This window comes from Pseudomonas taeanensis MS-3 (genome assembly GCF_000498575.2).
GTDB lineage: Bacteria > Pseudomonadota > Gammaproteobacteria > Pseudomonadales > Pseudomonadaceae > Aquipseudomonas > Aquipseudomonas taeanensis.
This window is the reverse complement of sequence record NZ_AWSQ01000010.1, coordinates 54,248-78,805: the sequence shown is the minus strand read 5'-3', so window position 1 is coordinate 78,805 and position 24,558 is coordinate 54,248. Positions and strand designations below refer to the sequence as shown.

Annotated in this window: 25 protein-coding genes and 1 pseudogene; 15 read left to right on the top strand and 11 right to left on the bottom strand. The window is 62.3% G+C overall.

What is annotated here, in order from left to right; all coding sequences use genetic code 11:
• Positions 1-87: 87 nt before the first annotated feature.
• The 6 genes from TMS3_RS22920 to TMS3_RS22895 all read right to left on the bottom strand — a co-directional run bounded on the left by TMS3_RS22920 (position 88) and on the right by TMS3_RS22895 (position 6,732).
• Positions 88-2,715, bottom strand: a complete 2,628-nt coding sequence (locus TMS3_RS22920; RefSeq protein ID WP_200929752.1) for an EAL domain-containing protein — start codon at positions 2,713-2,715, stop codon at positions 88-90.
• Positions 2,716-2,808: 93 nt separating this feature from the next.
• Positions 2,809-3,420 (bottom strand): class I SAM-dependent methyltransferase, encoded by a 612-nt coding sequence (locus TMS3_RS22915; protein ID WP_025167638.1) that lies wholly within the window; start codon positions 3,418-3,420, stop codon positions 2,809-2,811.
• Between the two features lie 16 nt (positions 3,421-3,436).
• Positions 3,437-3,787, bottom strand: a complete 351-nt coding sequence (locus TMS3_RS22910) for a DUF5629 family protein (RefSeq protein ID WP_025167637.1) — start codon at positions 3,785-3,787, stop codon at positions 3,437-3,439.
• Between the two features lie 25 nt (positions 3,788-3,812).
• The gene (locus TMS3_RS22905) at positions 3,813-4,454 is read right to left on the bottom strand and encodes an oxidoreductase (protein WP_025167636.1); all 642 of its coding nucleotides are present in this window, start codon (positions 4,452-4,454) and stop codon (positions 3,813-3,815) included.
• A gap of 31 nt (positions 4,455-4,485) precedes the next feature.
• A complete protein-coding gene (locus TMS3_RS22900; protein WP_025167635.1) occupies positions 4,486-6,144 on the bottom strand; it encodes a C13 family peptidase in 1,659 nt (552 codons plus the stop codon).
• 132 nt (positions 6,145-6,276) lie between these two features.
• Positions 6,277-6,732 carry a MaoC family dehydratase gene (locus TMS3_RS22895; protein ID WP_025167634.1) on the bottom strand — a complete coding sequence of 152 codons (456 nt, stop codon included), beginning with the start codon at positions 6,730-6,732 and terminating at the stop codon, positions 6,277-6,279.
• A 284-nt stretch (positions 6,733-7,016) separates the two neighbouring features.
• On the opposite strand from TMS3_RS22895, the gene TMS3_RS22890 reads away from it, so the two are divergent.
• From TMS3_RS22890 to TMS3_RS22880, 3 genes are all read left to right on the top strand, one after another.
• Positions 7,017-7,379 carry a CidA/LrgA family protein gene (locus TMS3_RS22890; RefSeq protein WP_025167633.1) on the top strand — a complete coding sequence of 121 codons (363 nt, stop codon included), beginning with the start codon at positions 7,017-7,019 and terminating at the stop codon, positions 7,377-7,379.
• Positions 7,376-8,092 carry an LrgB family protein gene (locus tag TMS3_RS22885; RefSeq protein WP_025167632.1) on the top strand — a complete coding sequence of 239 codons (717 nt, stop codon included), beginning with the start codon at positions 7,376-7,378 and terminating at the stop codon, positions 8,090-8,092. Before TMS3_RS22890 ends, TMS3_RS22885 begins: the two co-directional genes overlap by 4 nt.
• An 89-nt stretch (positions 8,093-8,181) precedes the next feature.
• Entirely contained in the window at positions 8,182-8,772 is a 591-nt protein-coding gene (locus tag TMS3_RS22880) for an LON peptidase substrate-binding domain-containing protein (protein WP_025167631.1), read from the top strand.
• A gap of 174 nt (positions 8,773-8,946) precedes the next feature.
• Here TMS3_RS22880 and TMS3_RS22875 read toward each other — a convergent pair whose 3' ends face one another.
• On the bottom strand, positions 8,947-10,263 hold the full coding sequence (locus TMS3_RS22875) for a bifunctional DedA family/phosphatase PAP2 family protein (RefSeq protein WP_025167630.1): 1,317 nt from the start codon (positions 10,261-10,263) through the stop codon (positions 8,947-8,949).
• The gene (locus TMS3_RS22870) at positions 10,260-10,976 is read right to left on the bottom strand and encodes a DNA-3-methyladenine glycosylase (RefSeq protein WP_025167629.1); all 717 of its coding nucleotides are present in this window, start codon (positions 10,974-10,976) and stop codon (positions 10,260-10,262) included. Before TMS3_RS22870 ends, TMS3_RS22875 begins: the two co-directional genes overlap by 4 nt.
• Positions 10,977-11,221: 245 nt before the next feature.
• Between TMS3_RS22870 and TMS3_RS22865 the strand changes: the two genes are divergently transcribed.
• The 11 genes from TMS3_RS22865 (at position 11,222) to lipB (ending at position 21,476) form a co-directional block, all read left to right on the top strand.
• A complete protein-coding gene (locus TMS3_RS22865; protein ID WP_025167628.1) occupies positions 11,222-12,490 on the top strand; it encodes a glutamate-5-semialdehyde dehydrogenase in 1,269 nt (422 codons plus the stop codon).
• A gap of 102 nt (positions 12,491-12,592) precedes the next feature.
• Positions 12,593-13,246: a nicotinate-nucleotide adenylyltransferase gene (nadD, locus tag TMS3_RS22860; RefSeq protein ID WP_152985561.1), complete on the top strand. Its 654-nt coding sequence runs from the start codon at positions 12,593-12,595 to the stop codon at positions 13,244-13,246.
• Positions 13,247-13,283: 37 nt separating this feature from the next.
• Entirely contained in the window at positions 13,284-13,655 is a 372-nt protein-coding gene (gene rsfS, locus TMS3_RS22855; protein ID WP_025167626.1) for a ribosome silencing factor, read from the top strand.
• A 12-nt stretch (positions 13,656-13,667) separates the two neighbouring features.
• The gene (gene rlmH / locus TMS3_RS22850; RefSeq protein WP_025167625.1) at positions 13,668-14,135 is read left to right on the top strand and encodes a 23S rRNA (pseudouridine(1915)-N(3))-methyltransferase RlmH; all 468 of its coding nucleotides are present in this window, start codon (positions 13,668-13,670) and stop codon (positions 14,133-14,135) included.
• Between the two features lie 13 nt (positions 14,136-14,148).
• On the top strand, positions 14,149-16,038 hold the full coding sequence (gene mrdA / locus TMS3_RS22845) for a penicillin-binding protein 2 (RefSeq protein ID WP_025167624.1): 1,890 nt from the start codon (positions 14,149-14,151) through the stop codon (positions 16,036-16,038).
• A gap of 41 nt (positions 16,039-16,079) precedes the next feature.
• Positions 16,080-17,183, top strand: a complete 1,104-nt coding sequence (gene rodA / locus TMS3_RS22840; RefSeq protein ID WP_200929754.1) for a rod shape-determining protein RodA — start codon at positions 16,080-16,082, stop codon at positions 17,181-17,183.
• A gap of 17 nt (positions 17,184-17,200) precedes the next feature.
• Complete coding sequence (gene mltB, locus TMS3_RS22835) at positions 17,201-18,211, top strand: lytic murein transglycosylase B (protein ID WP_025167622.1); 1,011 nt, start codon at positions 17,201-17,203, stop codon at positions 18,209-18,211.
• Entirely contained in the window at positions 18,211-19,215 is a 1,005-nt protein-coding gene (locus TMS3_RS22830; protein WP_025167621.1) for a septal ring lytic transglycosylase RlpA family protein, read from the top strand. The genes mltB and TMS3_RS22830 overlap by 1 nt, the downstream gene beginning before the upstream one ends.
• 117 nt (positions 19,216-19,332) lie before the next feature.
• Positions 19,333-20,493: a D-alanyl-D-alanine carboxypeptidase family protein gene (locus tag TMS3_RS22825; protein ID WP_025167620.1), complete on the top strand. Its 1,161-nt coding sequence runs from the start codon at positions 19,333-19,335 to the stop codon at positions 20,491-20,493.
• Positions 20,494-20,571: 78 nt separating this feature from the next.
• Positions 20,572-20,850, top strand: a complete 279-nt coding sequence (locus TMS3_RS22820; RefSeq protein ID WP_025167619.1) for a DUF493 domain-containing protein — start codon at positions 20,572-20,574, stop codon at positions 20,848-20,850.
• Complete coding sequence (lipB, locus tag TMS3_RS22815) at positions 20,850-21,476, top strand: lipoyl(octanoyl) transferase LipB (RefSeq protein WP_025167618.1); 627 nt, start codon at positions 20,850-20,852, stop codon at positions 21,474-21,476. Before TMS3_RS22820 ends, lipB begins: the two co-directional genes overlap by 1 nt.
• Before the next feature lie 105 nt (positions 21,477-21,581).
• On the opposite strand, the gene lipA is transcribed toward lipB, so the two are convergent.
• Positions 21,582-22,634 (bottom strand): lipoyl synthase, encoded by a 1,053-nt coding sequence (gene lipA, locus TMS3_RS22810; protein WP_025167617.1) that lies wholly within the window; start codon positions 22,632-22,634, stop codon positions 21,582-21,584.
• A 137-nt stretch (positions 22,635-22,771) separates the two neighbouring features.
• Here lipA and TMS3_RS25215 point away from each other — a divergent pair.
• Positions 22,772-22,897, top strand: a pseudogene (locus tag TMS3_RS25215) (lipoyl synthase); the annotation flags it as partial.
• Positions 22,898-23,005: 108 nt separating this feature from the next.
• On the opposite strand, the gene TMS3_RS22805 reads toward TMS3_RS25215, so the two are convergent.
• Positions 23,006-24,298, bottom strand: coding sequence for a lytic murein transglycosylase (locus tag TMS3_RS22805; RefSeq protein ID WP_025167616.1), 1,293 nt, complete (start codon positions 24,296-24,298; stop codon positions 23,006-23,008).
• A gap of 71 nt (positions 24,299-24,369) precedes the next feature.
• A complete protein-coding gene (arfA, locus tag TMS3_RS22800) occupies positions 24,370-24,528 on the bottom strand; it encodes an alternative ribosome rescue factor ArfA (protein WP_025167615.1) in 159 nt (52 codons plus the stop codon).
• Positions 24,529-24,558 lie beyond the last annotated feature (30 nt).

The window sequence follows — 24,558 nt, the reverse complement described above, 5'->3', positions numbered from 1 at the left end:
TCAGGCTGGTTTGCAGAGCTTGGCACAGATCCGCCTGTTCGGCGTTCCACCCTCGACTAAGAGCCGTGACGCGATCAAGGAGCGAAATCAATCGGCGCTGTGCGTGCTAGGCAACAATTCACCCGCCAATATCGCGGCAGGTGGCCACTGTTCCAGGGCCGCCACGGGGCCCGGCGCACCGAACAGATAGCCCTGGAACTTGTGGCAACCCAACTGCAGCAGGGCAGCGTGCTGCTCAGGGCTTTCCACCCCTTCGGCGATCACCTCCAGATCCAGACTGCCGCCCAGGGCCACGATGGCGCGCACAATGGTCGCATCGTTAGGGTCGCTGAGCAGGTCGCGGACGAAGGAACGGTCGATTTTCAGGTGATCCAGGGGCAGGCGCTTGAGGTAGCTGAGGGATGAGTAGCCGGTGCCGAAGTCATCCAGCGAGAAGCGCACCCCGCGGCTTCTGAGCTGGGTCAGTTTGACGATCATCGCTTCGACATCCTCCACCAGTTGGCTTTCGGTCAGTTCCAGCTCCAGTCGAGCCGGGTTGGCCCCGGCCTCTTTCAGGGCGGCGAGTACGTCATCGACGAAGTCGCGGTGGTGGAACTGTCGGGCGCTGACGTTGATCGCCAGGGTCAGTCCGGCCAACTTGGGCTGTTCAGCCCAGGCGGCCAGTTGCTGGCAGGCGCTGTATAGAACCCAGCGGCCCAGCGGCAGGATCAGTCCCGTGCTTTCTGCCAGGGGGATGAACTCGGCTGGCGCCACCAGGCCGCGGCTCGGGTGCTGCCAGCGGATCAGGGCTTCGGCGCCAAGCAGTTGGCCCTCATGGTTCACCTGTGGCTGGTAGTGCAGGATGAAGTGACCCGCGCTGATACTCTGCCGTAGGTCGCTTTCCAGGCTGGCGCGTGCGCTGACTTCGGCCTGCATCACCGGGTCGAAGAATTTCAAGGTGTTGCGCCCGGCCGATTTGGCTTGGTACATGGCCAAGTCTGCGCGCTTGAGCACTTCATCGACCGTGTTATGGGTTTCTGAAAATAGTGCAACGCCGACACTGGCGGTGCTCGTGTAGCTGTGCCCCTGCAGTGAGTAAGGTGCGGCGAGGGCCTGGAGGATCTTGTTGGCCACCGTTTCGATCTGCTGTATGCAACCCTCATGCTCTCGGTGCAGCCCTTCCAGCATCAGCACGAACTCGTCGCCGCCGAGACGGGCGAGGGTGTCCTCGGCACGCACATGACTGCTCAGGCGTCGGGCCACCTGGACCAGTAATTGGTCGCCCATGTCGTGGCCGAGGGTGTCGTTGAGGTCCTTGAAGTTATCCAGGTCGATAAACAACAGCGCGCCTTCCAGCTGGTTGCGCGCGCTTTGGGCCAGGGCGTGTTGCAGGCGGTCAAACAGCAGGCGGCGGTTGGGTAGGCCGGTGAGGGGGTCGTAGAACGCCAGGCGGTTGATCTGTTCGAGGTTTCGCTTGTTCTCGGTGATATCGGTGGAGATGCCGCACAAGGCGTAGATACCGCCTTGCGGGTTACGCAGCGGCAGCTTTACCGAGAGAAAGGTGTGTTCGCTGCTGCCGTCCAGGCTGCGATTGGTTTCTTCTGTCTCCAGTCGTTCGCCGAGCTGCAGTACGCGGCGGTCGTTACCGTGCAGGTTGGCCGCGGTGGTGGCATCGAAGAAGCGTTCGTCGGTCTGTCCCACCACCTGTTCCAGCGGTTGGCCGAAGAACTCGCAGACCTTGCGGTTGGCGTACTGGTAGCGCAGCTCGGGGTCCTTGATATAGATGTAGGCCTCGACGCTGTCGAGAATGGTGTTCAGGCGCTGCTCGCTGGCCTTGAGGTGGCGGGTTTTCTCGGCCACCTGGCGGCGCAGCAGCAGGGTGCCGCCGAGTGCCAGCAGCAGCAGGGTGGCCAGTCCTGCCAGCCCCCACCAGACCGTGTTCGGAATACTCGGGGCCGCGGATGGGCCGCTCCAGCGGCCGAGTGCCTGGAAGTAAAACGAATCAGGATTGTCTTCCCAGGCCAGCAAGTGCTGGTCGATGGCGGTCAGCAGGTCGTCGTTACTGCCCTTGTGAGTGGCGTAGAACATGCGTACGGGCGGGATCATCAGCGGTGTTCCGCGAAGGCCGTATAAGGGGGCGTGCATGTCGCCGAACTGCTGGTTGGCCACTGCAGCATCCGCCTGCCCTTCGCTGACCATCTTGAAACCCTGCTTGAGGCTCGCCACCGGCATCAGGTTTCCTGACACCTTAACTCCTGCGAATATGGCGGCCAGAAAGTCTTGTTGGATGGAACCGGCCAACACCGTTATGCGTTGGTTCTGCAAGTCCAGTGGTGAAGTGAGTAAGACCCGCTGGCGACTGTACAGCAGCGACCAACTGTATAGCGCCGGCTTGCTGTGGAAGTCGAAGATCTGCGCGCGTGCCTCGCTGAAGGCGACATCCGGCATCAGGTCGATCTCGCCGCTCTGCACCAGCTCGAGACAGCGTTGCCAGTCGCAAGGCACCGGCTGCAGGCGCCAGTTTTCATTGCGGGAGATTTCTTCCAAGAGCTCGCCGAAAATACCCGAGATTCGTCCATCCGAGCCCAGCAGAATTTTCGGCTCGTTGGCGTAGACCCCAACGCGTACTTCACGCGGTTGTGCCCCGGAGGGAGCGGCGAGGCAGAGGTACAGCACCAGGGCGCCCAACAGGTGGAGGCCGAGGTGGGCAGGCAGCTGCGGTGAGGGTGGTTTCATGCGTGGGTTATAACCGGAGTCATGATGCAGCAACGATAGTCGCAATAGTGCTCTGGAGTTTGCATCCAGGGCGTCATTGGTTGCGGAGCGCGGCTAGTCGGCCCAGCCGGAATAAACATAGGTCATCGGCTTTGGTCCTTTCAGGTAGCCGCAGCTAAGGGCGCCGAGGGTGAAACCGGCGGTCTCGATCAGCGTGGGGATGTCCCGGTTGAGGTGGCAGCCGCCGGCCAGCGGTTTCCAGTACGGCGTCAGCCGGTGTTGCCAGCGCACCACGGGCGGGTCAGGAGCCAGGCCGTGCTCGCAGAACAGTAAGCGCCCGCCGGGTTTCAGCACCCTGCGCATGTCCTTGAGCGCGGCCACCGCGTCGGGGATGGAGCACAGGGTGAAGGTGCAGACGATGCTGTCAAAACTGGCGTCGGCTGCCTGAATTTGATTCAGCTCCAGGGCGATCATCTCGACGGGGATGGCGATCCGTGCGGCACGCTCACGTCCCAGGTGCTGCATTTCGGCAGAGGGATCGACGCCGACTATCAGGCTGACGTGTGCAGGGTCGTAAAATTCCAGGTTCAGCCCGCTGCCGATGCCAATCTCCAGCACCCGTCCCTGCGCCTGCGGGACCACTTTCGCGCGCGCTTTCATCACTTCGCCCATACCGCAGGCGAAGTCGATCAGGTGCGGCAGGATATAGCGGTCATACAGTTGCATGGCGGACTCCCGGCGGCTAGGCCTCGTGACTGGTGTCAGCCTCATCATCGTTGCTGCCGCTGATCGCGGCGAAACACTGGATCTGGTGCTGTTGCTCGCCATCTGCGAGGTGCCAGCTGTCGCTCTGCGCATCGAAGCGCGCGGCCATGACCGCGGCGAGGGAAAACTGCCACTTGCGATGGTCGCGGCCATCGATGCATTCGATGCGCAGCACGATCTGATCGTTGCTGTTGGCGGCAGCCGAACCGGCACTGACCTGGGCTAGAAGGTCGTTATCCAGGCTGAACTGCCAGGCATGCAGGCCGTCGATTTCCAGCATGTCGGCGGTTTGCAGAGCCTCGATCAGGCTGTTAGGGGTTGGGCTCATAGGGCTCACTCAACGAGGAAAGGGCTTAGCGGCCGAGTCGGCGCAGCTGGTTGGATTCGACGATGCGCACACCGTCCTGCTCTTCCAGTGCCAGGCGCCAGAGGGCCCGGGCCAGAACGGTCGCTTCAATGCCGCGGTACTTGCCCGGCAGCCAGCGCATCACGGGGGCGGCCAGGCGTTCGCCAATGCGCCACTCGGCGCGTGGGCCGAGCAGCAGGGACGGTCGCACCAGGGTCAGTTGCGCCCAGCCCTGGGTCTTGAGTGCCTCTTCCATCTCGCCTTTGACGCGGTTGTAGAACACCGAGGAGCCAGGGTTGGCGCCCAGCGCGCTGATTACGATCAGGTGGCGCGCGCCGAGTTCGCGGGCGCGCTGGGCGAAGGCCAGCACCAAGTCATGATCAACGGCGCGAAAGGCATCTTGTGAGCCGGCCTGCTTGATGGTGCTTCCGAGGCAGCAGAATGCGGTGTCAACCGGACCGCTCAGCTTCGGTAAGAGTTCGAGCAATTCGCCGACCGGGTTTTCCAGGTGCGCGTGTTCTGCCAGCGCTCTGCGGCTCGGCGCCAGCACGCGCGCGACGGTGGGTTCATTGAGCAAGCGATCGAGCAAGTGTTCGCCGGTCAGACCGGTGGCACCTGCAAGAAGGATGTGCTGGGGCGTCAAATACATAGGGGTGGGTTCTCCGCTGATATCGATCAGCTTAGTGGTTGGCCGTGGTTTTGTCGGTGGCTGTGCTGCTCAATGCTGCTTTGGCCTGTTGCTCACGCAGTTTGCGCCAGTGCGCCAGAACGGCCTTGGGCGCCCATATCTGGGGCTCCGAGGCCTCGAAGCCTTCGGCTTGTTCGCGTTTGGCAACCGCTGCCTTGGCGAGATCGAAAGCGCGCTGCAAATCGTCCGTCTGCTGCAGGGCTTCGGCGAACAGTGCCCGGCCAAAATAGGTGAAGTCGTTTTCTTCCGAACAGCCGAAGGACACCCGGTCGGCGCGGGCGGCGGTGATCACCAGAGTCTTGTCATCTTGCAGCTTGGGAATGAAGCCGCCGGCGTAGCACGCCGAGATCACCAGTACCTTATGGCGCCCGTGTAGCGGCTTCAGCAGGGCCGCCAGGGTGCTGGCCGGCAGGTCGGCCAATTGCAGGCGCGGCTGGTCGAGGCTCAGCTCATGGCTACGCGAGCCGTGGCTGGTCAGGTAGATGAAGACCAGGTCCTCCGGGCCGCTGCGCTCGGCCAGAGCCTGGATCGCCCGGCGCAGGCTTTCACGGGTGGCCAGCGGGCGGTCGGTGAGGTGGTCGCGATGATTGATCAGGGTGATCTGGCCGCGTGAAGCGAAGCGTTCGACAAGGAAGTTGCTCACGTAGTCGGCTTCACGCATGAATACGCTCTGCTTGCCGTCGCCAGCCAGGGTCAGGGTGTAGAGTTCGATCTCGGGGGTCGAGGCCGGCAGGGCGGCGATGGCTGTATCGAGCAGTCGCCCTTGCTCCAGCAAGCCGAGCTCAAGTGGGTCGGGCAGAGCTTGGCCTTGCTCATCGCGTATCCGTTGTCCGCGTTGCCAGGTGCCACTGTGCTGGCGGCCGTCGGCCAGGCTCAGGCGGCCTTGACCGTGGTAGCGCCAGTCGCTGAACTGGCCAAGGTAACGACTGCCGTCGGCACCCTCGAACGAGCCTTCACCGCTGAGCGCGCCAGCGACGAACTCGCCGCTCCATACATCGCCGTCGGCGCTTTGGTAGCGTCCCTGACCATGAAACTGGTTGTCCCGGAAGCCGCCACTGTAGACGTCGCCGTCAGGGCTCTTGAAGCTGCCCGGACCGTTCAATTGGCCCTGCTCGAACTGACCACTGAACTGGTTGCCGTATTCGTCGGTGCGCACGCCCTGACCCTGTGGCTGGCCCTGGCTGAACTGGCCCTTGAAGCTGCTGCCATCGGTCCACTCGAGCGTGCCCAGGCCCTCGAACTGGTTGTTCTTGAATTCGCCGCGATAGATCAGGCCACTCTGGCTGAAGCGACCTTCACCGCTAAACTGGCCGAGTTCGAATTCGCCTTCATAATCTCCGCCGTTGCCATCGCGCAGGTGGCCCTGGCCATGAAAGACGCCTTGCTGAAATTCACCGAGGTACTGCTCGCCGTTCGCGCCATGCCATTCTCCGGCACCTTGCAGTTGGCCATCCTTGAACGTGCCGACAAACCAGCTGCCGTTGCGGTAATCCAGACGACCGTTGCCTTGCAGCAAACCGTCCACCACCTCTCCGCGGTAGCGGCCGCCGTCCGGCAGGGTGGCGTTGGCAGGCAACAGCGGTTCGCCGTCGCCGCAGGCAGCAAGCAATAGAGCGAGGCTCAGTGGAGCCAGGCGAACGAGGCGGAGCATGACAGACTTCCGAGTCGAGACATGCTTGGGAGTATGCCGCAAAGTGGCGGGTGCGCGGTGCTGTGACGCACAGGGAGGATGAAAAACGGGGCGCCAATCTGTGGATCGAATGCCCCGTGACACGCTACCAGCTCAGACGAAACAGAGCGTCAATGGCTCGGCGATGTAGGCCGGCTTTTCCTGGCCTTCGATCTCCAGTACCGCCTTGGCTTTCAGAAGCCATTGACCGGGGTTTTTCTCGTTGGCGTCGGTCAGGCTGACGACCAGGCGAACCTTGGAGTCAACTTTGACCGGCTGGATGAAGCGCACGCTGTCCAGGCCATAGTTGATCGCCATTTTCAGGCCTTGCGGGGTGATCATGATGTCTTCCATCAACATCGGTATCAGCGACAGCGACAGGAAACCATGAGCGATGGTGCTGCCGAACGGGGTCTGTTTGGCTTTTTCCGGGTCAACGTGAATGAACTGGTGGTCGCCGGTGCATTCGGCGAATTGATTGATCCGCTGCTGGTCGATGGTCAGCCACGCGGAACGTCCAAGTTCCTTGCCTACATAGTCTTTGAGCTGTGTGACGGGTACTGACGGCATAGTTCCTCCTTGAGGAGACGGGGGGGTGTTGTTTTTCGCGTTGAACCGCTCTGGCCGTAGATCATCATGAGCGGCGCGCGGGGTCAAGCCTGCAGCACCCAGCTGAATGGTGGGTTATATAGGCCAGGTGTCGGGCGTGCAGATTTTTTCGCGGGTGCTGTTCTGCCCTGGTGTTTAGTCAGTGGGCAGCTTGCCTGCTTATAATGGCGCGACCTCATCGAGGCGTCTGGGGCCGGGCTATGCGGTCGCCGCCATGCTCGTCGTTACCTGATTCGGAGATTTCTATGCTGCTTCGTGGGCTGTCCTGGCTGGTGCTGTGCCAATTGCTCGGCTCTGCGCTCAATGTGTTGTTACTGCCGATGTTGCCGGGCCCCATCATTGGCATGCTGTTGTTGTTCGGCTTTTTGCTGCTGCATGGCGAGGTTAGTGAACCGCTGCACGTGGCGGCCAGCAGCCTGCTCAAATACCTGCCATTGCTACTGGTGCCGCCGGCAGTCGGGGTGATGGTCTACGCCGAGGCGATCGTCGCGGACTTCTGGGCGGTGGTGGGAGCGCTGGTGTTGTCGCTGGTGCTGTCGGTGGTGTTTGCCGGTTGGATGATGCAGAGGCTCATCGAGCGGCAACAGCGCCAGCGGGAGGACGCATGAGTCTCGATTGGTACGGTGCCTGGCAAGCCATGACGCATCACCCGCTGTTTGGCGCCGGGATCACCCTGGGGGCCTATCAGCTGGGCGTAGCGGCCTACGAGAAAACCCGTTGGGTGTTCCTGCAGCCGGTGCTGCTGTCGATGTTGATCGTGATTGGTGTATTGCTGCTGTGTGGCCTGAGCTTTGCCGACTATAAAGTCAGCGCCGAGGTCCTGACGCTGTTGCTCGGACCGACCACTGTGGCCCTGGCGGTGCCGTTGTTCCTCAATTTGCGCAGGATTCGCCAGCTGTTCTGGCCGACTGTGCTGACACTGTTGCTCGCAGGGGTAGTGGCAACGCTGCTGGGCGTGGCCTTCGCCTGGTTGTTCGGCGCCGAGCGGATCATGTTGATGAGCATGGCGCCCAAGTCTGTGACCTCGCCTATCGCCATGTTGGTGGCCAGTCAGATCGGTGGCATCGCCGCCCTGGCCGCGGTATTCGTGATGATCACCGGGGTGGTCGGGGCGATACTCGGTCCGTCCCTGCTGCGGCGTTGCGGGGTGCATCACCATGCCGCGATGGGCATGGCCTTGGGTATGACCGCGCATGCGGTGGGCACCGCACGGGCGATGCAGGAAAGCGAGGAGTGCGGTGCCTTCGCCGCGCTGGCGATGAGTCTGATGGGTATGGTCACTGCAGTGCTGCTGCCGTTGGCTATTGTCCTGCTGACCTGAGAGTTTGTGAAAACTCCCACCTACTGCGGGCAGTCAGGAGACTGCCTCGCAACGGCGCTCGATTCCTTACAACCTCTGAGGACTGGCCGATGAATTTGCCGCTCTTTACCTTGAACACCGTGCTGTTTCCCGGCTGCCTGCTCGATCTGCAGGTATTCGAGGCACGCTACCTGGACATGATCAGCCGCTGCATGAAGCGCGGTGAAGGATTCGGTGTGGTGTGCATAGTCGAGGGTGAAGAGGTTGGCGAGGCTGCCGAACGCTTCGCGGCGATTGGTTGCGAGGCGTTGATTCGCGATTTTCAGCAACGGCCCAACGGGTTGTTGGGGATTCGTGTCGAAGGTGGTCGGCGTTTCAAGGTGCGTCGCGCCCAGGTGCTGCCCGATCAGCTGACCATGGCCGAAGTCGATTGGCTGGAGGATGGCCCGGAGCTGCCCTTGCTCGCCGAGCATGCCGACCTGACGGCGTTGCTCCATGCCCTGGCTGCCCACCCGATGGTTGCGGCGCTGGGCATGGGCGAGGCCATCGGCGATCAGGCGACTTTGGCCAATCAGTTGGCCTACCTGCTGCCCTTGGCATCGGAGCAGAAGGTGCAGCTGCTGGCGCTTGACGAGCCGCAGGCGCGCCTGAGTCTGCTGCAAACCGTGCTCGACCAGTTACAGGGCGAAGTCACAGGCTAGCAGGCTGTTGAAAAACTACTGAGCTCGGCTATGTCGCGTTGAAATCAGGCCGGGAAGCGGCGTCTCAAAATGCTCATGTACAGTTCGTACACTGCGCTTTTTCGCCTGATTTCGCCTTGCCTGGTCATCGCTCGCTACATTTTTCAACGGCCTGCTAGGAGCCAGCCGGGCGACTCAATAGCGGTAGAGCAGCTGCCCGGCCGACAGGTGCCAGGTGGCGATGACGCCGAGCAAGGCCAGACAGGCGGGCAAGACCAGCCACCACACCTTGGCCGACAGCGCCACCAGTGGCGTGCGCCTCTGTGTCAGGCTCAGACTCAAGGCGCACAGGCTGCCGGCCAGTAAAGCACCGGCGACTATGTCGCTTGGCCAGTGCACCCCCAGGTACACCCGAGACACTGCGATGCTCAGTGCTGGCAGGCAGGCGAGCAGGAGCCAGGCCAGGCGCAGGCGAGCCGGTTGGCCGCGTCCGGCGAGTACCCCGAGTACCAGAAAGAACGCAACTGCCGCGGAGCTGTGGCCGCTGGGGAAGCTGAAGCTGCCCAGCGGTTCGAGCAGGACCTCCGGGCGGCTGCGGGCGAACCATGCTTTCAATGCGCCGTTGGCCACGGCGGTACCGAGCAGGGTGCCGCCGGCAAACAGCGTGGCGCGCCACTGCCGGGCAAGCGCCAACAACAGGCACAGCAGAATACCTGCGGCCAGCTGATTGTTGAGATCGCCGAGGCGGGTGATCAGTACCATCAGCTGGTCGAGGCTGGCGCTGCGTTGTTCCTGGAGCAGTGCCAGCAGGCCTTGGTCGAGAGGAGTCAGCCTCGGCCAGCCAATAAACAGGCCGAACAGCAGCAGCAGGCTCAAGCCCGCCGCGAGCAGGCTGGCGTGACGTTGTTCGCGCAGGCTGCTGTGCACGCTGAAAAACAGAACGAGCGCCAGGCCGCCGGCGAGCAGTGCGGCCTGTTGCCAGAAGCCCTCCGGTAACGGTAAGCGCAGTGCGGCACCGGTGGCCCAGCCAGGCAGTAGGTAGGCGATGACCCAGCCCGCCGCTGCCAGCAGGCTGACCGCAATGAAGCGCCCGACGGGCATGTTGAGCATGCCGGCGACCATCGGCAGCATGGGCCGTAGCGGGCCGATAAAGCGACCGACCAACAGACTGGCGACGCCGTAACGTTGGAAGTAGATTTCGGCACCGGCCAGCCATTGCGGGTGGTGACGCAAGCCGGGCAAGCGGCGAATGTCCTGATGAAAATAGCGTCCGGTTGCGTAGGACAGGGCATCGCCGAGCAGGCCGCCGCAATAGGCCAGGGCCAGCGTTTCGCCGAGCGACAGTGCGCCGTTGCCGGCCAGCACGGCGACGGCGAACAGCAAGAAAGTGCCCGGAATGATGATCCCGACAATTGCCAGGCATTCGGTGCAGGCGATCAGGAAAACGGCAAAGCCCAGCCACTGCGGGTTGCTGCTGAGCCAGGTGGTCAGGCTGTCGAGCCATTGGCTCATCGGTGGGCATCCTGTGGGCCGAGTAGATGGTAGTCGCGTCCCTCGACTTGGCCGCGGCGTAGCGGGTTTCGCGTGCAGCAGCGGGCGAAGGCGGCGTCGACGAAACGGTAGGGCAGGTGCTCGTCACGCCCGGCTGGAATGCCCAGGCGAGTGGTTTGCACTATTTCAGCGGGCTGCTCGCCGACATCTTCGACGAACAGGCGTTGCGGGTCGAAGCGCTGTGCATCCCAGTCCACGACTTTCAGACCGAGTGCTTTACACAGTAGGGTCTGCCCGGCGCAGAGCTTTTCCAGAGGGCGCGGATGACCATGGCTGTCCGGGTTGTTGGTCTGCATCTGGGCCAGGCTGGCAGCGTTCGAGTGCGGATCGAGCCAGGGATGAGCGGACTTGATCAGCACGGCATTGCCTGGACCCTGGGCGCTGAAGTTCAGCGAGTCACCGCCGCGGGCGTAATACATATAGATGTGGCCACCGTCGAGAAACAGGGCGCGGCGTTTCTCGGTGTAACCGAGGGAGGCGTGACTGCCTTTTTCCGCGCAGTAATAGGCTTCGGTTTCGATGATGCGCGCCGCCAACCAGAGCTGGCCGTAGCGATGGCGAATCACCTTACCGATCAGCTCGCGAGCGAGTTGGCGGGCATCGCGGTCAAAAAAACCGGCGCTTAGGGCGCGCGCGTGCGGCCAGGGCAAGTTAAGGGTGGGGTCGTGTGGCATGAGCAGTCACGCTTGGTCGGCTGGGCATGGGCTGGGCGCGATCATAGCAAACTGCAAGGTGGGGGCTTGTAACGCCCGTGTCCTGGCGTGTGAACGGCTTGGAAAGCTGTCATTCGCAGGTGGTTGGCAAGGTCAGTTGAGGCTGCTGGCATGCGACTCGCCGACCATCTGCCCGGCGCCGCTGTGCGCGGGGCAGCGGCGCCGCTATAATCAGCCGCTTTCCTTGTTGCCAGGCATCCGAGACCATGACTGAGTCCGTGCTCGACTATATGACCCGTCTGGGCCGTGAGGCCCGCGCCGCCTCGCGCTTGGTCGCCCGCGCCAGCACCGCGCAGAAGAACCGCGCCTTGCTCGCCGCCGCCGAGGCCCTGAATGCTGCACGCTCGGAATTGACCGAGGCCAACGAAAAAGACCTCGCCGCCGGGCGTGCCAATGGTCTGGAACCGGCGCTGCTCGATCGCCTGGCGCTGACCCCCGCACGCATCGACGGCATGCTTGAAGGCCTGCGCCAGGTTGCGAGCCTGCCCGATCCGGTCGGCGCGATCCGTGATATGAGCTACCGTCCGTCGGGTATCCAGGTCGGAAAGATGCGCGTGCCGCTGGGGGTGATCGGCATCATCTATGAGTCGCGGCCCAACGTGACCATCGATGCCGCCAGCCTGTGCCTTAAGTCCGGCAACGCCACTATCCTGCGTGGCGGCTCCGAAGCCATTCACTCCAATCGTGCCATCGCCGCCTGCATTCAGCGGGGCCTGGCCGAGGCTGGCCTGCCGGCCGCCGCGGTGCAAGTGGTCGAGACCACCGACCGCGCCGCAGTCGGGGCGTTGATCAGCATGCCGGAGTTCGTCGATGTGATAGTGCCGCGCGGCGGCAAGGGCTTGATCGAACGTATCAGTCGCGACGCCCGGGTGCCGGTGATCAAGCACCTGGATGGCATCTGCCACGTGTTTGTCGACGCCCATGCCGATCTGCTGAAAGCGCAGAACATCGCATTCGATGCCAAGACTTACCGCTATGGTATCTGCGGGGCGATGGAAACCTTGCTGGTGGACCAGGCGGTGGCCGCCGCATTTCTCCCGGATATGGCCGCACGTCTGCACAACAAAGGTGTCGAACTGCGCGGCTGTGAGCGCACTTGTGCGTTGATCGAAGCCAAACCGGCAACCGAGGAAGATTGGAGTGCCGAGTATCTGGCGCCGATTCTGTCGATTCGTGTGGTCGACGGCCTGGAACAGGCCATCGAGCACATCAATCACTATGGTTCACACCACACCGACGCCATCGTCACCGAGCATCAGGGCCAGGCCCGGCGCTTTATCGCCGAGGTCGACTCCAGTTCGGTGATGCTCAACGCCCCGACCTGCTTCGCCGATGGCTTCGAGTACGGTCTCGGCGCGGAGATCGGTATCTCCACCGATAAACTGCATGCCCGGGGCCCGGTCGGGCTGGAAGGTTTGACCTGTGAAAAGTATGTGGTGATCGGCGACGGTCAACTGCGCGGGCAGTATGACTAGGGCGTGCTGTCAGTTATTTCCGCCGTTGCCTCGGAGTCTGGTTTGCTGCGGGCTGCGCCTTGCCTGGCCCGCTTTCAGGCGGCAACGCAATCGGGGAAATAATTGACTGCCCGCCCTCAGCGCATAGGCATGTTTGGCGGTACTTTCGATCCGCTGCATATCGGTCACCTGCGCAGCGCGCTGGAAGTGGCGGAGTTCATGGCGCTCGATGAGCTGCGTCTGATCCCCAGTGCGCGTCCACCGCATCGCAGTGCGCCGCAGGTGTCGGCGAGCGATCGTTTGGCCATGGTCGAGCTGGCTGTGGCGGGCCTGTCGCCGCTGTGCGTGGATGATCGCGAGCTGAAACGCGACAAGCCGTCGTACAGCATCGACACCCTGGAATCGTTGCGCGCCGAGTTGGGCGCCGACGATCAGCTGTTTTTGTTGCTGGGCTGGGATGCCTTTTGCGGGCTGCCCAGCTGGCACCGTTGGACCGAGTTACTGGAGCACTGTCACATTCTGGTGCTGCAACGCCCGGATGCCGACAGCGACGCTCCGGAAGCCCTGCGCAACTTGCTGGCTGCGCGCAGTGTCAATGATCCGCTGAGCCTGAGTGGGCCTGGCGGGCAGATTTCTTTTGTCTGGCAGACCCCGCTTGCGGTGTCCGCCACGCAGATCCGCGCGCTATTGGCGGACGGAAAGTCGATACGTTTTCTGGTGCCCGATGCGGTGCTGGCTTATATCCACGCGCACGGGCTGTACCGTGCCGTTAACTGAACACGAGACAAACGAGTTACTTATGAAGAAGCAAGAAATGCTCAGCGAAGACCTGGTCAAACTGACCATCGCTGCCCTGGAAGACATCAAGGCACAAGACATCACCACCATCGATGTGCGCGAGAAGACCAGCATCACCGATTTCATGGTGATCGCCAGCGGCACTTCCAGCCGCCACGTCAAGTCGCTGGTCGACAACGTGCTGGAGAAGGTCAAGGAAAAGGGTGTGCGCCCGATTGGCAGCGAAGGCCTGGATACCGGTGAGTGGGCACTGCTCGACCTGGGCGACATCGTGGTCCACGTGATGCTGCCGACTGCCCGTCAGTTCTACGACCTCGAGCGTCTCTGGCAGGGCGCCGAGCAGAGCCGTGCACAGCACAGCCCGGATCTGCACCCGGACCACGAGTAAGGGTCGGCCGCTGTGCGTATCAAGCTGATCGCCGTCGGCTCGCGGATGCCGCGCTGGGTGGAGGACGGCTGGCAGGAGTATGCCAAACGCATGCCCTCCGAACTGGCGCTTGAACTGGTGGAGATTCCGTTGACCACGCGCGGCAAGAATGCCGATGTGGCGCGGATGATTCGCCAGGAAGGCGAAGCCATGCTGGCCAAGGTGCAGCCGGGGGAGCGTATTGTCACCCTGGAAGTCGAAGGGCGGCCGTGGAGCACCGAGCAGTTGGCCGTGGAGCTGGACAAGTGGCGCCTGGATGCGCGCACGGTCAACCTCATGGTCGGTGGGCCGGAAGGCTTGGCGCCGGAGGTGCAGGCGCGCAGCGAGCAGCGTTGGTCGCTGTCGCCGTTGACCTTGCCGCACCCGCTGGTGCGCATCCTCATCGGCGAGCAAATTTATCGGGCCTGGACGGTGTTGTCCGGCCACCCGTATCACAAATAACCAGCAGTCGCCGATGCCTCAACCGATTCGCCTCAACGACCATGACAAAGACGCGCGCTTGATCCGCCGGCGTGCGCTGGTCGGTGCGGCTGTGGTTTTTTTGCTGATTGGTCTGCTGGTCGCCCGCCTGTATTACTTGCAGGTGGTGCAGTACGAGTATCACTCGACCCTGTCGGAAAATAATCGGGTGCATGTCCAGCCGATTCCGCCGACGCGCGGGCTGATCTTCGACCGCAATGGGGTGATCGTCGCGGACAACCGCCCCAGCTTCAGTCTGACCCTGAGCCGTGAGCGGGCGGGTGATTGGGAGCAGGTGCTGGATGTCATAGTCGAGGTGCTGGAACTCAGTGACGACGAGCGCGCGCTGTTCGAGAAGCGTGTGCGTCAGGGGCGCCGGCCATTCGAGCCGGTGCCGGTGCTGTTCGAGTTGAGTGAAGAGCAGATCGCCCGCATCGCGGTCAATCAGTTCCGCCTGCCGGGGGTCGAGGTGGCCGCGCAGCTGGTCCGGCATTACCCGCAGGGCGAGCACTTCGCCCATTCGGTGGGCTATGTCGGGCGGATCAACGAGGCAGAGTTGAAAGGTCTCGATCCAGTCGCCTATAGCGGTACTCACCATATCGGTAAAACCGGTATCGAGCGCTTCTACGAGGCGGAATTGCACGGCGAAGTGGGCTACGAAGAGGTCGAGACCAACGCCCGCGGCCGCGTGTTGCGGGTGCTCAAACGCACCGACCCGCTGCCGGGCAAGGACCTGCGGCTGACTCTCGATGTGCGTTTGCAAGAGGCAGCCGAAGCGGCGTTGGGTGGTCGCCGCGGCGCTATCGTGGCGATCCAGCCTGCGACCGGCGAGGTGCTGGCCATGGTCAGTCAGCCGAGTTTCGATCCCAATCCCTTCGTCACTGGCATCAGTTTCAAGGCCTACGCCGAGCTACGCGATTCGATCGATCGGCCGTTGTTCAACCGGGTATTGCGCGGCCTCTACCCGCCGGGCTCGACCATCAAGCCGATGATGGCGGTTGCGGCCCTGGATGCCGGGGTGATCACCCCCTCTTCGCGGGTGTTCGATCCCGGTTTCTACCAGTTGCCCAACGTCAAGCACAAGTACCGTAACTGGAACCGCAGTGGTGATGGCTGGGTGAATCTGGAAATGGCGATCATGCGCTCCAATGACACCTACTTCTATGACCTTGCACATAAGATGGGCATCGATCGGATGCACGACTACATGACGCGCTTTGGTCTCGGTCAGCGGGTGTCCCTGGACATGTTCGAGGAAACATCCGGGCTGATGCCCTCGCGTGACTGGAAACGTGCGCGCTATCGCCAGCCCTGGTACCCGGGGGAGACACTGATTCTCGGCATCGGTCAGGGTTATATGCAAACCACACCGCTGCAGTTGGCTCAGGCCGCGACACTGATGGCCAGTCGTGGCAAGTGGATTCGTCCGCACCTGGCCAAGAGCATCGAAGGCCAGCCGCCAGTCGATTCTGAGCCGCTGCCGGACATCCAGTTGCACGATACAAAATACTGGGATTACGCCCGCTTCGGCATGGAACAGGTCATGCACGGCCCGCGCGGCACCGCGCGCAAGGTCGGTGACAGTGCGGTGTACCGCATCGCCGGCAAGAGCGGTACCGCGCAGGTGGTGGCGATCAAGCAGGGTGAGAAGTACGACCGCAGCAAGGTTCAGGAGCGCCATCGCGACCATGCCTTGTTCGTCGCCTTCGCGCCGGTGGAAAACCCGCAGATCGTCGTGGCCGTGATGGTGGAGAATGGCGAGTCCGGTTCGGGCGTGGCGGCGCCAGTGGTCAAGCAGGTGATGGACGCCTGGCTACTGGATGACGGCGGTCAGCTGAAGGCCGAGTACGCACCTCCCTTGAACGCAGAGGTCAGTCGTCGATGAACAGTAACTTCGATCGCACCCTGTCCAGCGAAGACGATGTGTTGCGTCGACGTGCCGGCCTGCTGCAGCGTCTGCACATCGATGGCATCTTGTTGTTGTTACTGCTGATATTGGCGGCCGGCAGCCTGTTTATCCTGTATTCGGCCAGCGGCAAGAACGTTGCTCTGCTGATCAAACAGGCCAGTTCATTCGGCATTGGCCTGGTGGGCATGTTCATCATCGCCCAGCTCGAGCCACGGTTTATGGCGCGCTGGGTGCCGCTGGCCTACCTGGCGGGCGTTGGCTTGCTGGTGGCGGTGGATGTCATGGGGCATAACGCCATGGGCGCCACCCGCTGGATCAATATCCCCGGGGTGATCCGTTTCCAGCCTTCCGAATTCATGAAAATCATCATGCCGGCGACCATCGCCTGGTATTTATCGGGCCGCAGCCTGCCGCCACGCTTGAAGCATATCTGTATCAGTCTGGCGCTGATTCTCGTGCCCTTTGTGCTGATTCTGCTGCAGCCGGATCTCGGTACCTCGCTGCTGGTGATCGCCTCCGGCGCCTTCGTGCTGTTTATGGCTGGCCTGCAGTGGCGCTGGATACTTGGTGCGGTGACGGCTTTGGTGCCGGTCGCCGTGGGCATGTGGTTCTTCGTCTTGCGCGAATATCAGAAGCAGCGAGTGCTGACTTTCCTTAATCCGGAGAGTGATCCACTGGGCAGTGGTTGGAACATCATTCAGTCTAAGGCGGCAATTGGCTCGGGCGGGGTGCTGGGTAAAGGCTGGCTGCTCGGTACCCAGTCGCACCTGGATTTTTTGCCGGAAAGCCACACGGACTTTATCATTGCCGTGCTCGCCGAGGAGTTCGGCCTGGTCGGTGTATGTTTGTTGCTGTTGATGTACGTGCTGCTGATTGCTCGCGGATTGGTGATTACCGTGCAAGCGCAGACGCTGTTCGGTAAGCTCCTTGCCGGAGCCTTGACCATGACGTTCTTCGTCTATGTCTTCGTCAATATCGGCATGGTCAGCGGGCTGTTGCCGGTGGTGGGGGTGCCGCTACCGTTCATTAGTTACGGCGGAACCTCACTGATTACCCTGCTCTCGGGGTTCGGGATTTTGATGTCGATCCACACCCACCGTAAATGGATTACTCAGGTTTAATTGGGGTTATGAATTCAATGCAAATACTGCGTCGCTGGGCTACTCGGCATGCACCTTGGCTCGGCTTGGCGGGCCTGTTCGGCCTGACTCAGCAGGCTGCCGCCGCTGAATATGAGCACTCACCGCAGGTCGCCGAGTTTGTCGCCGAGATGACCCGGGATTACGGCTTCGCCAGTGAACAACTGGTCAGCCTGTTTGCCGAAGCCGAGCGCAAGCAATCCATTCTGGATGCCATTTCGCGCCCGGCGGAGAAGGTCAAACCCTGGAAAGATTACCGGCCGATCTTTATCACCGACTCGCGTATCGCCCGTGGCGTGGATTTCTGGCGCGAGCATGAACAGGTCCTGGCGCGTGCGGAACGGGAGTACGGCGTACCGGCTCAGGTGATCGTGGCGATCATCGGGGTGGAAACCTTTTACGGCGGCAATACCGGAAACTATCGGGTGGTTGATGCGCTGTCGACCCTGGCGTTCGACTATCCTCCGCGGGCGCCGTTCTTTCGCAAGGAACTGCGTGAGTTTCTCATGCTCGCGCGCGAGGAGCAGGTCGATCCGCTCAGCCTGAAAGGTTCCTATGCCGGTGCCATGGGCTTGCCGCAGTTCATGCCGAGCAGCTTCCGCGCCTATGCGGTGGACTTCGATGGCGACGGCCATATCAATATCTGGACCAACCCGGACGATGCCATCGGCAGCGTCGCCAGCTATTTCAAACGGCACGGTTGGCAGCCGGGTGAGCCGGTAGTCAGCGCTGCCAGCATCAAGGGCGAGCAGGCCGAGCAAGGCCTGACCCAAGGCCTTGATCCGGTGAAGACAGCCGCCGAGCTGCGCCAGCTGGGCTGGGCCAGCGCCATGCCTCTGACCGACGAACTGCCCGTCACCGCCTTTCGTCTGGAAGGCGCCGAGGGCGACGAGTATTGGTTGGGCCTGCCGAACTTCTTCGTGATTACCCGCTATAACCGTAGCGTGATGTACGCCATGGCGGTGAATCAACTGGCCGAGTTGCTGGTTGACGCACGAGGGGCGCACTGATGACGCGTGTGCCGTTTAAGCTCGCCGCCTGTGGCGCACTCGCGCTGTTGCTGGCGAGCTGTGCCTCCAGTCGTGCGCCGCAGCCTGTTGCTCCGACGCAAGCGGGCGGTGGGATTTCCGGTCCGGGTAATTACAGTCGTCCGCACAAGGATGGCGCACCCTGGTGGGACGTCGATGTGTCACGCATCCGCGACGCGGTGCCGATGCCGCATAACGGCGCTTATAAGGCCAGCCCCTATACCGTGCTGGGCAAGACCTACTACCCGATCCCCGATGCCCGGCGCTATCAGGCGACTGGTCCGGCGTCCTGGTACGGCACCAAGTTCCACGGCCAGGCCACCGCCAACGGCGAAACCTACGACCTGTACGGCATGACCGCAGCGCACAAGACCTTGCCGCTGCCCAGTTATGTCAAGGTGACCAACCTGGAAAACGGCAAGACTGCGATCCTGCGGGTCAACGACCGCGGGCCGTTCTATTCCGATCGGATCATCGACCTGTCCTTTGCTGCGGCGAAAAAACTCGGTTATGCCGAGAGCGGCACGGCACGCGTCAAGGTCGAGGGTATCGATCCACAGGAATGGTGGGCCCAGCGCGGCCAGCCGGTGCCGATGGTGCTCGCTCAGCCGCAGCAGGTTGCTCAGGTGAAGACAATCGCACAGCCGCTAGCGGCTCCGCTCGAGCAGTATGCGCCGCCCGCGCAGCAGCACGCGGCTGCGGTGCTGCCGCTTGAAGTCAGCGCAAAAAAAAACGTTTCAGTCGCAGCCTCTGGCCTGTATCTCCAAGTGGGCGCCTTCGCCAATCCGGACGCTGCTCAGCTGCTCAAGGACAAGTTGAGCGGGACAGTAACTGCGCCGGTGTTCATCAGCTCAGTGGTGCACAACCAGCAGATCCTGCACCGCGTTCGTCTGGGCCCGATCAGCAGTCAGGGCGAGGCTGAGCAATTGCAAGACAGCGTGCGGCTGGCCAATCTCGGTCCATCGAGGCTGGTGAAGGCGGATTGACCTGGCACTTATCGGCCGTTCGCCAGACTAAGCACCAAGCCGAGGCTGTTTACCCGGCACGGCACCCCTAATTTGCCCTTGCGGGCCTGTTTGACCCTTAGCAACTTTGAGAGACGGATGAATATCACCAGTTTTACCCAACGCGTTTCCTTGTCCCTACTGCTGCTCACTGCGCCGGTCGCCTGGGCCGCTCAAATGGTGATTCCGGCACCGCCACAGCTGGCAGCTAAGTCCTATGTACTGATGGACGCCGCGAGCGGCAACATCCTGGTCGAGCACAACGCCGATGAGCGTCTGCCGCCTGCCAGTCTGACCAAGTTGATGACCGCCTACCTGGCGACTCTGGACATCAACCGCGGTCAGATCAAAGAAACCGACATGGTGCGCATCAGTGAGAAGGCCTGGCGCATGGGCGGCTCGAAGATGTTTATCGAGGTGGGCAAGGAGGTCTCGGTCGATGACCTGCTGCACGGCATCATCATCCAGTCCGGCAACGACGCCAGCGTGGCACTGGCAGAACATATCGCCGGCAGCGAAGAGGCCTTCGCCGACCTGATGAACGCCAGTGCCGAGCGTCTGGGTATGAGCAACAGCCAATTTCGCAACGCCACTGGCTGGCCGGACCCGGAGCATTACTCCTCGGCCCATGACATGGCCAAGCTGGCGCGCGCGATCATCTATGAAGATCCGGCGCATTACGCCATCTACGCGCAGAAGGAGTTTTTCTGGAACGGTATCAAACAGCCGAACCGCAACCTGCTGCTGTGGCGCGACAAGACAGTCGATGGCCTGAAAACCGGGCACACCGATGAAGCCGGTTATTGCCTGGTCTCGTCTGCCGTGCGCGACGGCATGCGTTTGGTCTCGGTGGTCTTCGGTACCAACAGCGAACAAGCCCGCGCCGCCGAGACGCAGAAGCTGTTGACCTACGGCTTCCGCTTCTTCGAGACCCGCACCTTCTATCAGAAGGGCACAGAATTAGCCCAGGCCCAAATCTGGAAAGGTGCCGACCGTCAGGTCAAGGCCGGCTTGGCCAATGACCTGACCTTGACCTTGCCGAAGGGTCAGCTGGATAAGCTGCAAGCCGGTATGACCCTCAATCCACAGTTGATCGCGCCGATCCAGAAGGGCGATGTCATCGGTAAGGTTGAGGTGAAGCTGGCGGATGAGGTGGTGCACAGCGCCGATCTGGTCGCCTTGGATACCGTCGAGGAGGGTGGCGTCTTCCGTCGCCTGTGGGATAGCATTCGTCTGTTCTTCTACGCTTTGTTCAACTAACTGTGTTGACCGCCGCCAGCGCGCCTTATCCAGGCGTGGCTGGCACAGGTCTTCGCGGATCACGAGTCCGCCACCGCCATGACTGATACTGATGTTAAAGCTCCAAAAATCGAGTTTCCCTGTGAGCGCTATCCGATCAAGGTGATCGGTGAGGCCGGCGACGGTTTTGCCGATCTGGTGATCGAAGTGATCCAGCGCCATGCGCCTGATCTAGACGCCGGCACCCTGGTGCTGCGCGACAGCCGCAATGGTCGCTACCTTTCGGTTCAAGTGCTCATCACCGCCACCGGTGTGGAGCAGCTGCAAGCCATTCACGTCGACTTGCGCGCCACCGGCCGCGTGCAAATGGTGCTCTAGTGGCCGAGCTCGTCGTGCGCCACCTCGGTGTCGTGGATTATCTGCCGACCCTGGACGCGATGCGTCGGCTGACCGCCGAGCGCGATGAGCTGACGCCCGATGAAATCTGGCTGCTGCAGCACCCCCGGGTGTTCACCCAGGGTCAGGCCGGCAAGCCCGAACATCTGTTGGCGCCGGGTGACATCCCGGTGATTCAGGTGGAGCGCGGCGGGCAGGTTACCTACCACGGCCCGGGACAGCTGGTGGCCTATCTGCTGCTCGATCTGCGCCGCCTGAATCTAGGCGTGCGCGAGTTGGTGACGGCGATGGAGCAGAGCCTGGTGGATGTGCTGGCCAGCTATGGCGTGGAGGCGGCGCCCAAGGCCGATGCGCCCGGCGTGTATGTCAACGGCGAGAAGATCGCTTCGTTGGGGCTGAGAGTTAGCCGAGGCTGCTCGTTCCACGGCCTGGCGCTCAATGTGGATATGGACATGTCGCCATTCTGGCGAATCAACCCCTGCGGCTATACGGGGCTGAAAATGGTGCAGCTGAGGGATCTACTCGACGCGCCGCCCTCGTTCGACGAGGTGACGCAGCGCCTAGAGCAAGCGCTACGCCAGCGGCTGGGTTATGAACCCCGGCTTTAGGCAGGGTGGGGCGCGGCGTGATTGTCGGATTACGCTTGGCTAATCCAGGCTACGTCAGTACAACAGCCTTCGCCCGGATTAGCCGAAGGCGTAATCCGGGAGTCGTCAATTCAGGTTGAGTGTCGGAATGATGCTCGGGGCGACGTCCTGACCCGGTACCGGAACCGGTGCGGCCAGACCCAGGTTGTTCTTCTCGAATACCTTGTCGGCTCGGTAGCTGGAGCGCACCAGCGGGCCGGCAGCCACTTCCATGAAGCCCTTTCCCAGGCCTATATCGCGGAATCGATTGAACTCCTCGGGGCTGACCCAGCGCTTGACCGGCAGGTGGTTGCGAGTGGGCTGCAGATACTGGCCGAGGGTGAGGATGTCCACGCCGATGGCGCGCAGGTCATCCATGGTTTCGATGACTTCTTCGTCGGTTTCACCCAGGCCCAGCATCAGGCTGGTCTTGGCCAGCACATCCGGGCGGTGGCGCTTGGCATGCTCGAGCACGCGCAAGGTCTTCTCGTAGCCGGCACGCGGGTCGCGCACCACGTGGGTCAGGCGCTTGACCGTTTCGACGTTCTGCGCGAACACCTCCAGGCCGGAATCCACCACCCGTTCGATGGCCTGCAGGTCGCCGTTGAAATCCGGGGTCAGGGCTTCTACGACCACCTGTGGCGTGCGCTCCTTGATGGCACGCACGCAGGCGGCGTAGTGGCTGGCGCCACCATCTTGCAGATCGTCGCGATCCACCGAGGTCAGGACGATATAGCGCAGCGCCATCAGCTCGACCGACTTGGCCGTGTTCTGTGGCTCTTCCAGGTCCAGCCAACCGTTCGGGTTGCCGGTATCCACCGCGCAGAAACGACAGGCACGGGTGCACACCGAGCCCATCAGCATGATGGTGGCGGTGCCGTTGGACCAGCACTCGCCCATGTTCGGGCAGTGCGACTCCTGGCAAACGGTGCTCAGGCGGTGCTCGCTGACATTGCGCTTGACCGCTTCGAAGCGGCTGCCGCCAGGCGCTTTGACCCGCAGCCATTTGGGCTTGGGTTCATACACCTGGGGTTCGGCCGAAGTACGGCGCTTCTGGCCATCCTTGATCGCAGTGGTGCCCTGAATGGTGCGGAATTTGTCGCCGCTGGCAACAGGTTTAGGCGAGGACGTGTCTGACATCGGAAATCTGGGCTCCGTTAGAGGCTCCATTGGCGAGAGGCTTGTGGCCGCCGCGAAGTCTATCACAGAAGGTCTTCTCGCAAGCTGGCGGCCGTCTCCCTGCAGGCGTGGAGCGGAACCGCCGACAGTACCTGTAGCCCTCGCGCAGTCATCTGCCGGTGCAGCGCTTGGTGCATCCGGACACATTCTCCAGGTTTGCCGAAGAAGGCCTCAAGATGGGCTGCAAGAGCGTCGCCTCCGGGCCGCTGGTGCGCTCGTCCTAACCCGCCGATCAGCCGGCGCATGAGGTCAGGAGCTACTGATCCGGGGCTGAGTCTATGTACCGCAGCATAAAAAGGGCGACCCGAGGGTCGCCCTTTTTATGCTGCTTGTCAGTGATTTCGTAGCTGTTCAAGCAGTTCGTAGCTTGGGTAACCATCCGCCGGCTGACCACGCCTCTGCTGAAAGGCGCGCACCGCCTTGCGGGTATTGGCGCCGATAATGCCGTCGGCAGGTCCTGGCGCGAAACCGTTCTGTGACAGTAGTGCTTGCAGTTCGATGCGCTCACTACGGCCCAGCTGGCGATCACTGCGTGGCCAGCTGCCATGTACGCCTGTGCCGCCGCGCAGGCCGTCGGCCAGCAGGCCGATGGCGAGCGCGTAGGAGGTTGAGTTGTTGTACTTGAGGATGCTGCGAAAGTTACTCAACAACAAAAAAGCTGGGCCGCGATGGCCCGCAGGCAGCAACAGGGTTGCAGGAGTGGCGCTGGCCACGGCGTTTGACGAGTCCATGGGGGTGACGCCCAGTGCCTTCCACTCTGCGAGGCTGCGGCGGTTATCTGGATCGGCGAGGGAGTAATCGAACTCGGCAGGTAGACGCACCTCGAAGCCCCAGGGCTGACCCTGTTGCCAGCCCGAGGCTTGCAAGTAGTGCGCGGCCGAAGCCAGTGCGTCGGTCGAGGAGTTCCACAGGTCGCGACGGCCGTCGCCATCGAAATCCACTGCATGCTGGTTGTAGGTGGTCGGCATGAACTGGGTCTGGCCCATGGCACCGGCCCAGGAGCCGACCAGGCGCTCCGGGGTGATGTCGCCGTGCTGGAGGATCTGTAACACGGCAAGCAATTGGCTGCGCCAGAACGCTTGGCGACGGCCTTCGTAGGCCAGAGTGGCGAGCGAGCGGATCACGTTGTGGTGGCCGATATTGCTGCCGAAATTGCTCTCCAGGCCCCAGATGGCCACCAGGACCTCGCCGTCCACCGCGTAACGCTGTTCGATGCGCGTGAGGTTGTTGCGTTGTTGGGCGAGCAGGCTGCGGCCACGGGAAACCCGGATCGGCGACACGGCGCCGTCGAGGTACTCCCAGACGGGGCGGGTGAACTCCGGTTGGCTGCTGTCGGCGGCCAATACATCCGGGTTAGGGCTGACTCCGGCAAAGGCCCGGTCGAACAGTTCGGCTTCGATGCCGGCGGCGATGGCATCGCTGCGTAGCAGAGTGCGCCAGTCGGCGAAGCTGAGTCGTTCGCTGTCGACTGATGCGGCTGGCACAGGGCTAAGGGTGAGGCCGTCGCTCGGGGAGTTGGCTGCAGTGGCCAGCGATTGCGCCGGCGCCTCGCTGCAAGCACTCAACAGGAGAAGGGTGCAGGCCGTGGCCGTGTGGCTCAGGCTGCGCAGAAGCAGGTTTGGCATGGTGGTCTCAGCACGTTTTGCAGGCCGCTACCTTAGCACGAATGAGGCTCTATACGGGCTGTTGCGGGGCCTCAGGCGGCGACAAAGAATGAAGTCTCCCAGTTGTGCTGGGAGGCTTCGCGGCGATAACTGCCTTTGCCTTTATGCGGTCTTTCCTGGCGACTGCGGAACAGTGGCTGGGCGACCAGGGATTTGGCCTTGTTCGGGCCATGCTGGGTTTTCTTGGCCATGGGTTGCCCTCTTAGCGCCCACCATCTGGG

Bases quoted from the DNA above. Each gene is read 5' to 3' on its own strand.
- TMS3_RS22890 (WP_025167633.1), top strand. From the start codon at position 7,017: ATGCTGCTTCGTGGGCTGTCCTGGCTGGTGCTGTGCCAATTGCTCGGC.
- TMS3_RS22875 (WP_025167630.1), bottom strand. From the start codon at position 10,263: ATGAGCCAATGGCTCGACAGCCTGACCACCTGGCTCAGCAGCAACCCG.
- TMS3_RS22900 (WP_025167635.1), bottom strand. From the start codon at position 6,144: ATGCTCCGCCTCGTTCGCCTGGCTCCACTGAGCCTCGCTCTATTGCTT.
- TMS3_RS22865 (WP_025167628.1), top strand. From the start codon at position 11,222: ATGACTGAGTCCGTGCTCGACTATATGACCCGTCTGGGCCGTGAGGCC.
- mltB (WP_025167622.1), top strand. From the start codon at position 17,201: ATGCAAATACTGCGTCGCTGGGCTACTCGGCATGCACCTTGGCTCGGC.
- TMS3_RS22920 (WP_200929752.1), bottom strand. From the start codon at position 2,715: ATGAAACCACCCTCACCGCAGCTGCCTGCCCACCTCGGCCTCCACCTG.
- TMS3_RS22910 (WP_025167637.1), bottom strand. From the start codon at position 3,787: ATGAGCCCAACCCCTAACAGCCTGATCGAGGCTCTGCAAACCGCCGAC.
- rsfS (WP_025167626.1), top strand. From the start codon at position 13,284: ATGCTCAGCGAAGACCTGGTCAAACTGACCATCGCTGCCCTGGAAGAC.
- TMS3_RS22915 (WP_025167638.1), bottom strand. From the start codon at position 3,420: ATGCAACTGTATGACCGCTATATCCTGCCGCACCTGATCGACTTCGCC.
- TMS3_RS22905 (WP_025167636.1), bottom strand. From the start codon at position 4,454: ATGTATTTGACGCCCCAGCACATCCTTCTTGCAGGTGCCACCGGTCTG.
- TMS3_RS22825 (WP_025167620.1), top strand. From the start codon at position 19,333: ATGAATATCACCAGTTTTACCCAACGCGTTTCCTTGTCCCTACTGCTG.
- TMS3_RS22870 (WP_025167629.1), bottom strand. From the start codon at position 10,976: ATGCCACACGACCCCACCCTTAACTTGCCCTGGCCGCACGCGCGCGCC.
- lipA (WP_025167617.1), bottom strand. From the start codon at position 22,634: ATGTCAGACACGTCCTCGCCTAAACCTGTTGCCAGCGGCGACAAATTC.
- TMS3_RS22805 (WP_025167616.1), bottom strand. From the start codon at position 24,298: ATGCCAAACCTGCTTCTGCGCAGCCTGAGCCACACGGCCACGGCCTGC.
- arfA (WP_025167615.1), bottom strand. From the start codon at position 24,528: ATGGCCAAGAAAACCCAGCATGGCCCGAACAAGGCCAAATCCCTGGTC.
- TMS3_RS22880 (WP_025167631.1), top strand. From the start codon at position 8,182: ATGAATTTGCCGCTCTTTACCTTGAACACCGTGCTGTTTCCCGGCTGC.
- TMS3_RS22830 (WP_025167621.1), top strand. From the start codon at position 18,211: ATGACGCGTGTGCCGTTTAAGCTCGCCGCCTGTGGCGCACTCGCGCTG.
- TMS3_RS22885 (WP_025167632.1), top strand. From the start codon at position 7,376: ATGAGTCTCGATTGGTACGGTGCCTGGCAAGCCATGACGCATCACCCG.
- mrdA (WP_025167624.1), top strand. From the start codon at position 14,149: ATGCCTCAACCGATTCGCCTCAACGACCATGACAAAGACGCGCGCTTG.
- TMS3_RS22895 (WP_025167634.1), bottom strand. From the start codon at position 6,732: ATGCCGTCAGTACCCGTCACACAGCTCAAAGACTATGTAGGCAAGGAA.
- TMS3_RS22820 (WP_025167619.1), top strand. From the start codon at position 20,572: ATGACTGATACTGATGTTAAAGCTCCAAAAATCGAGTTTCCCTGTGAG.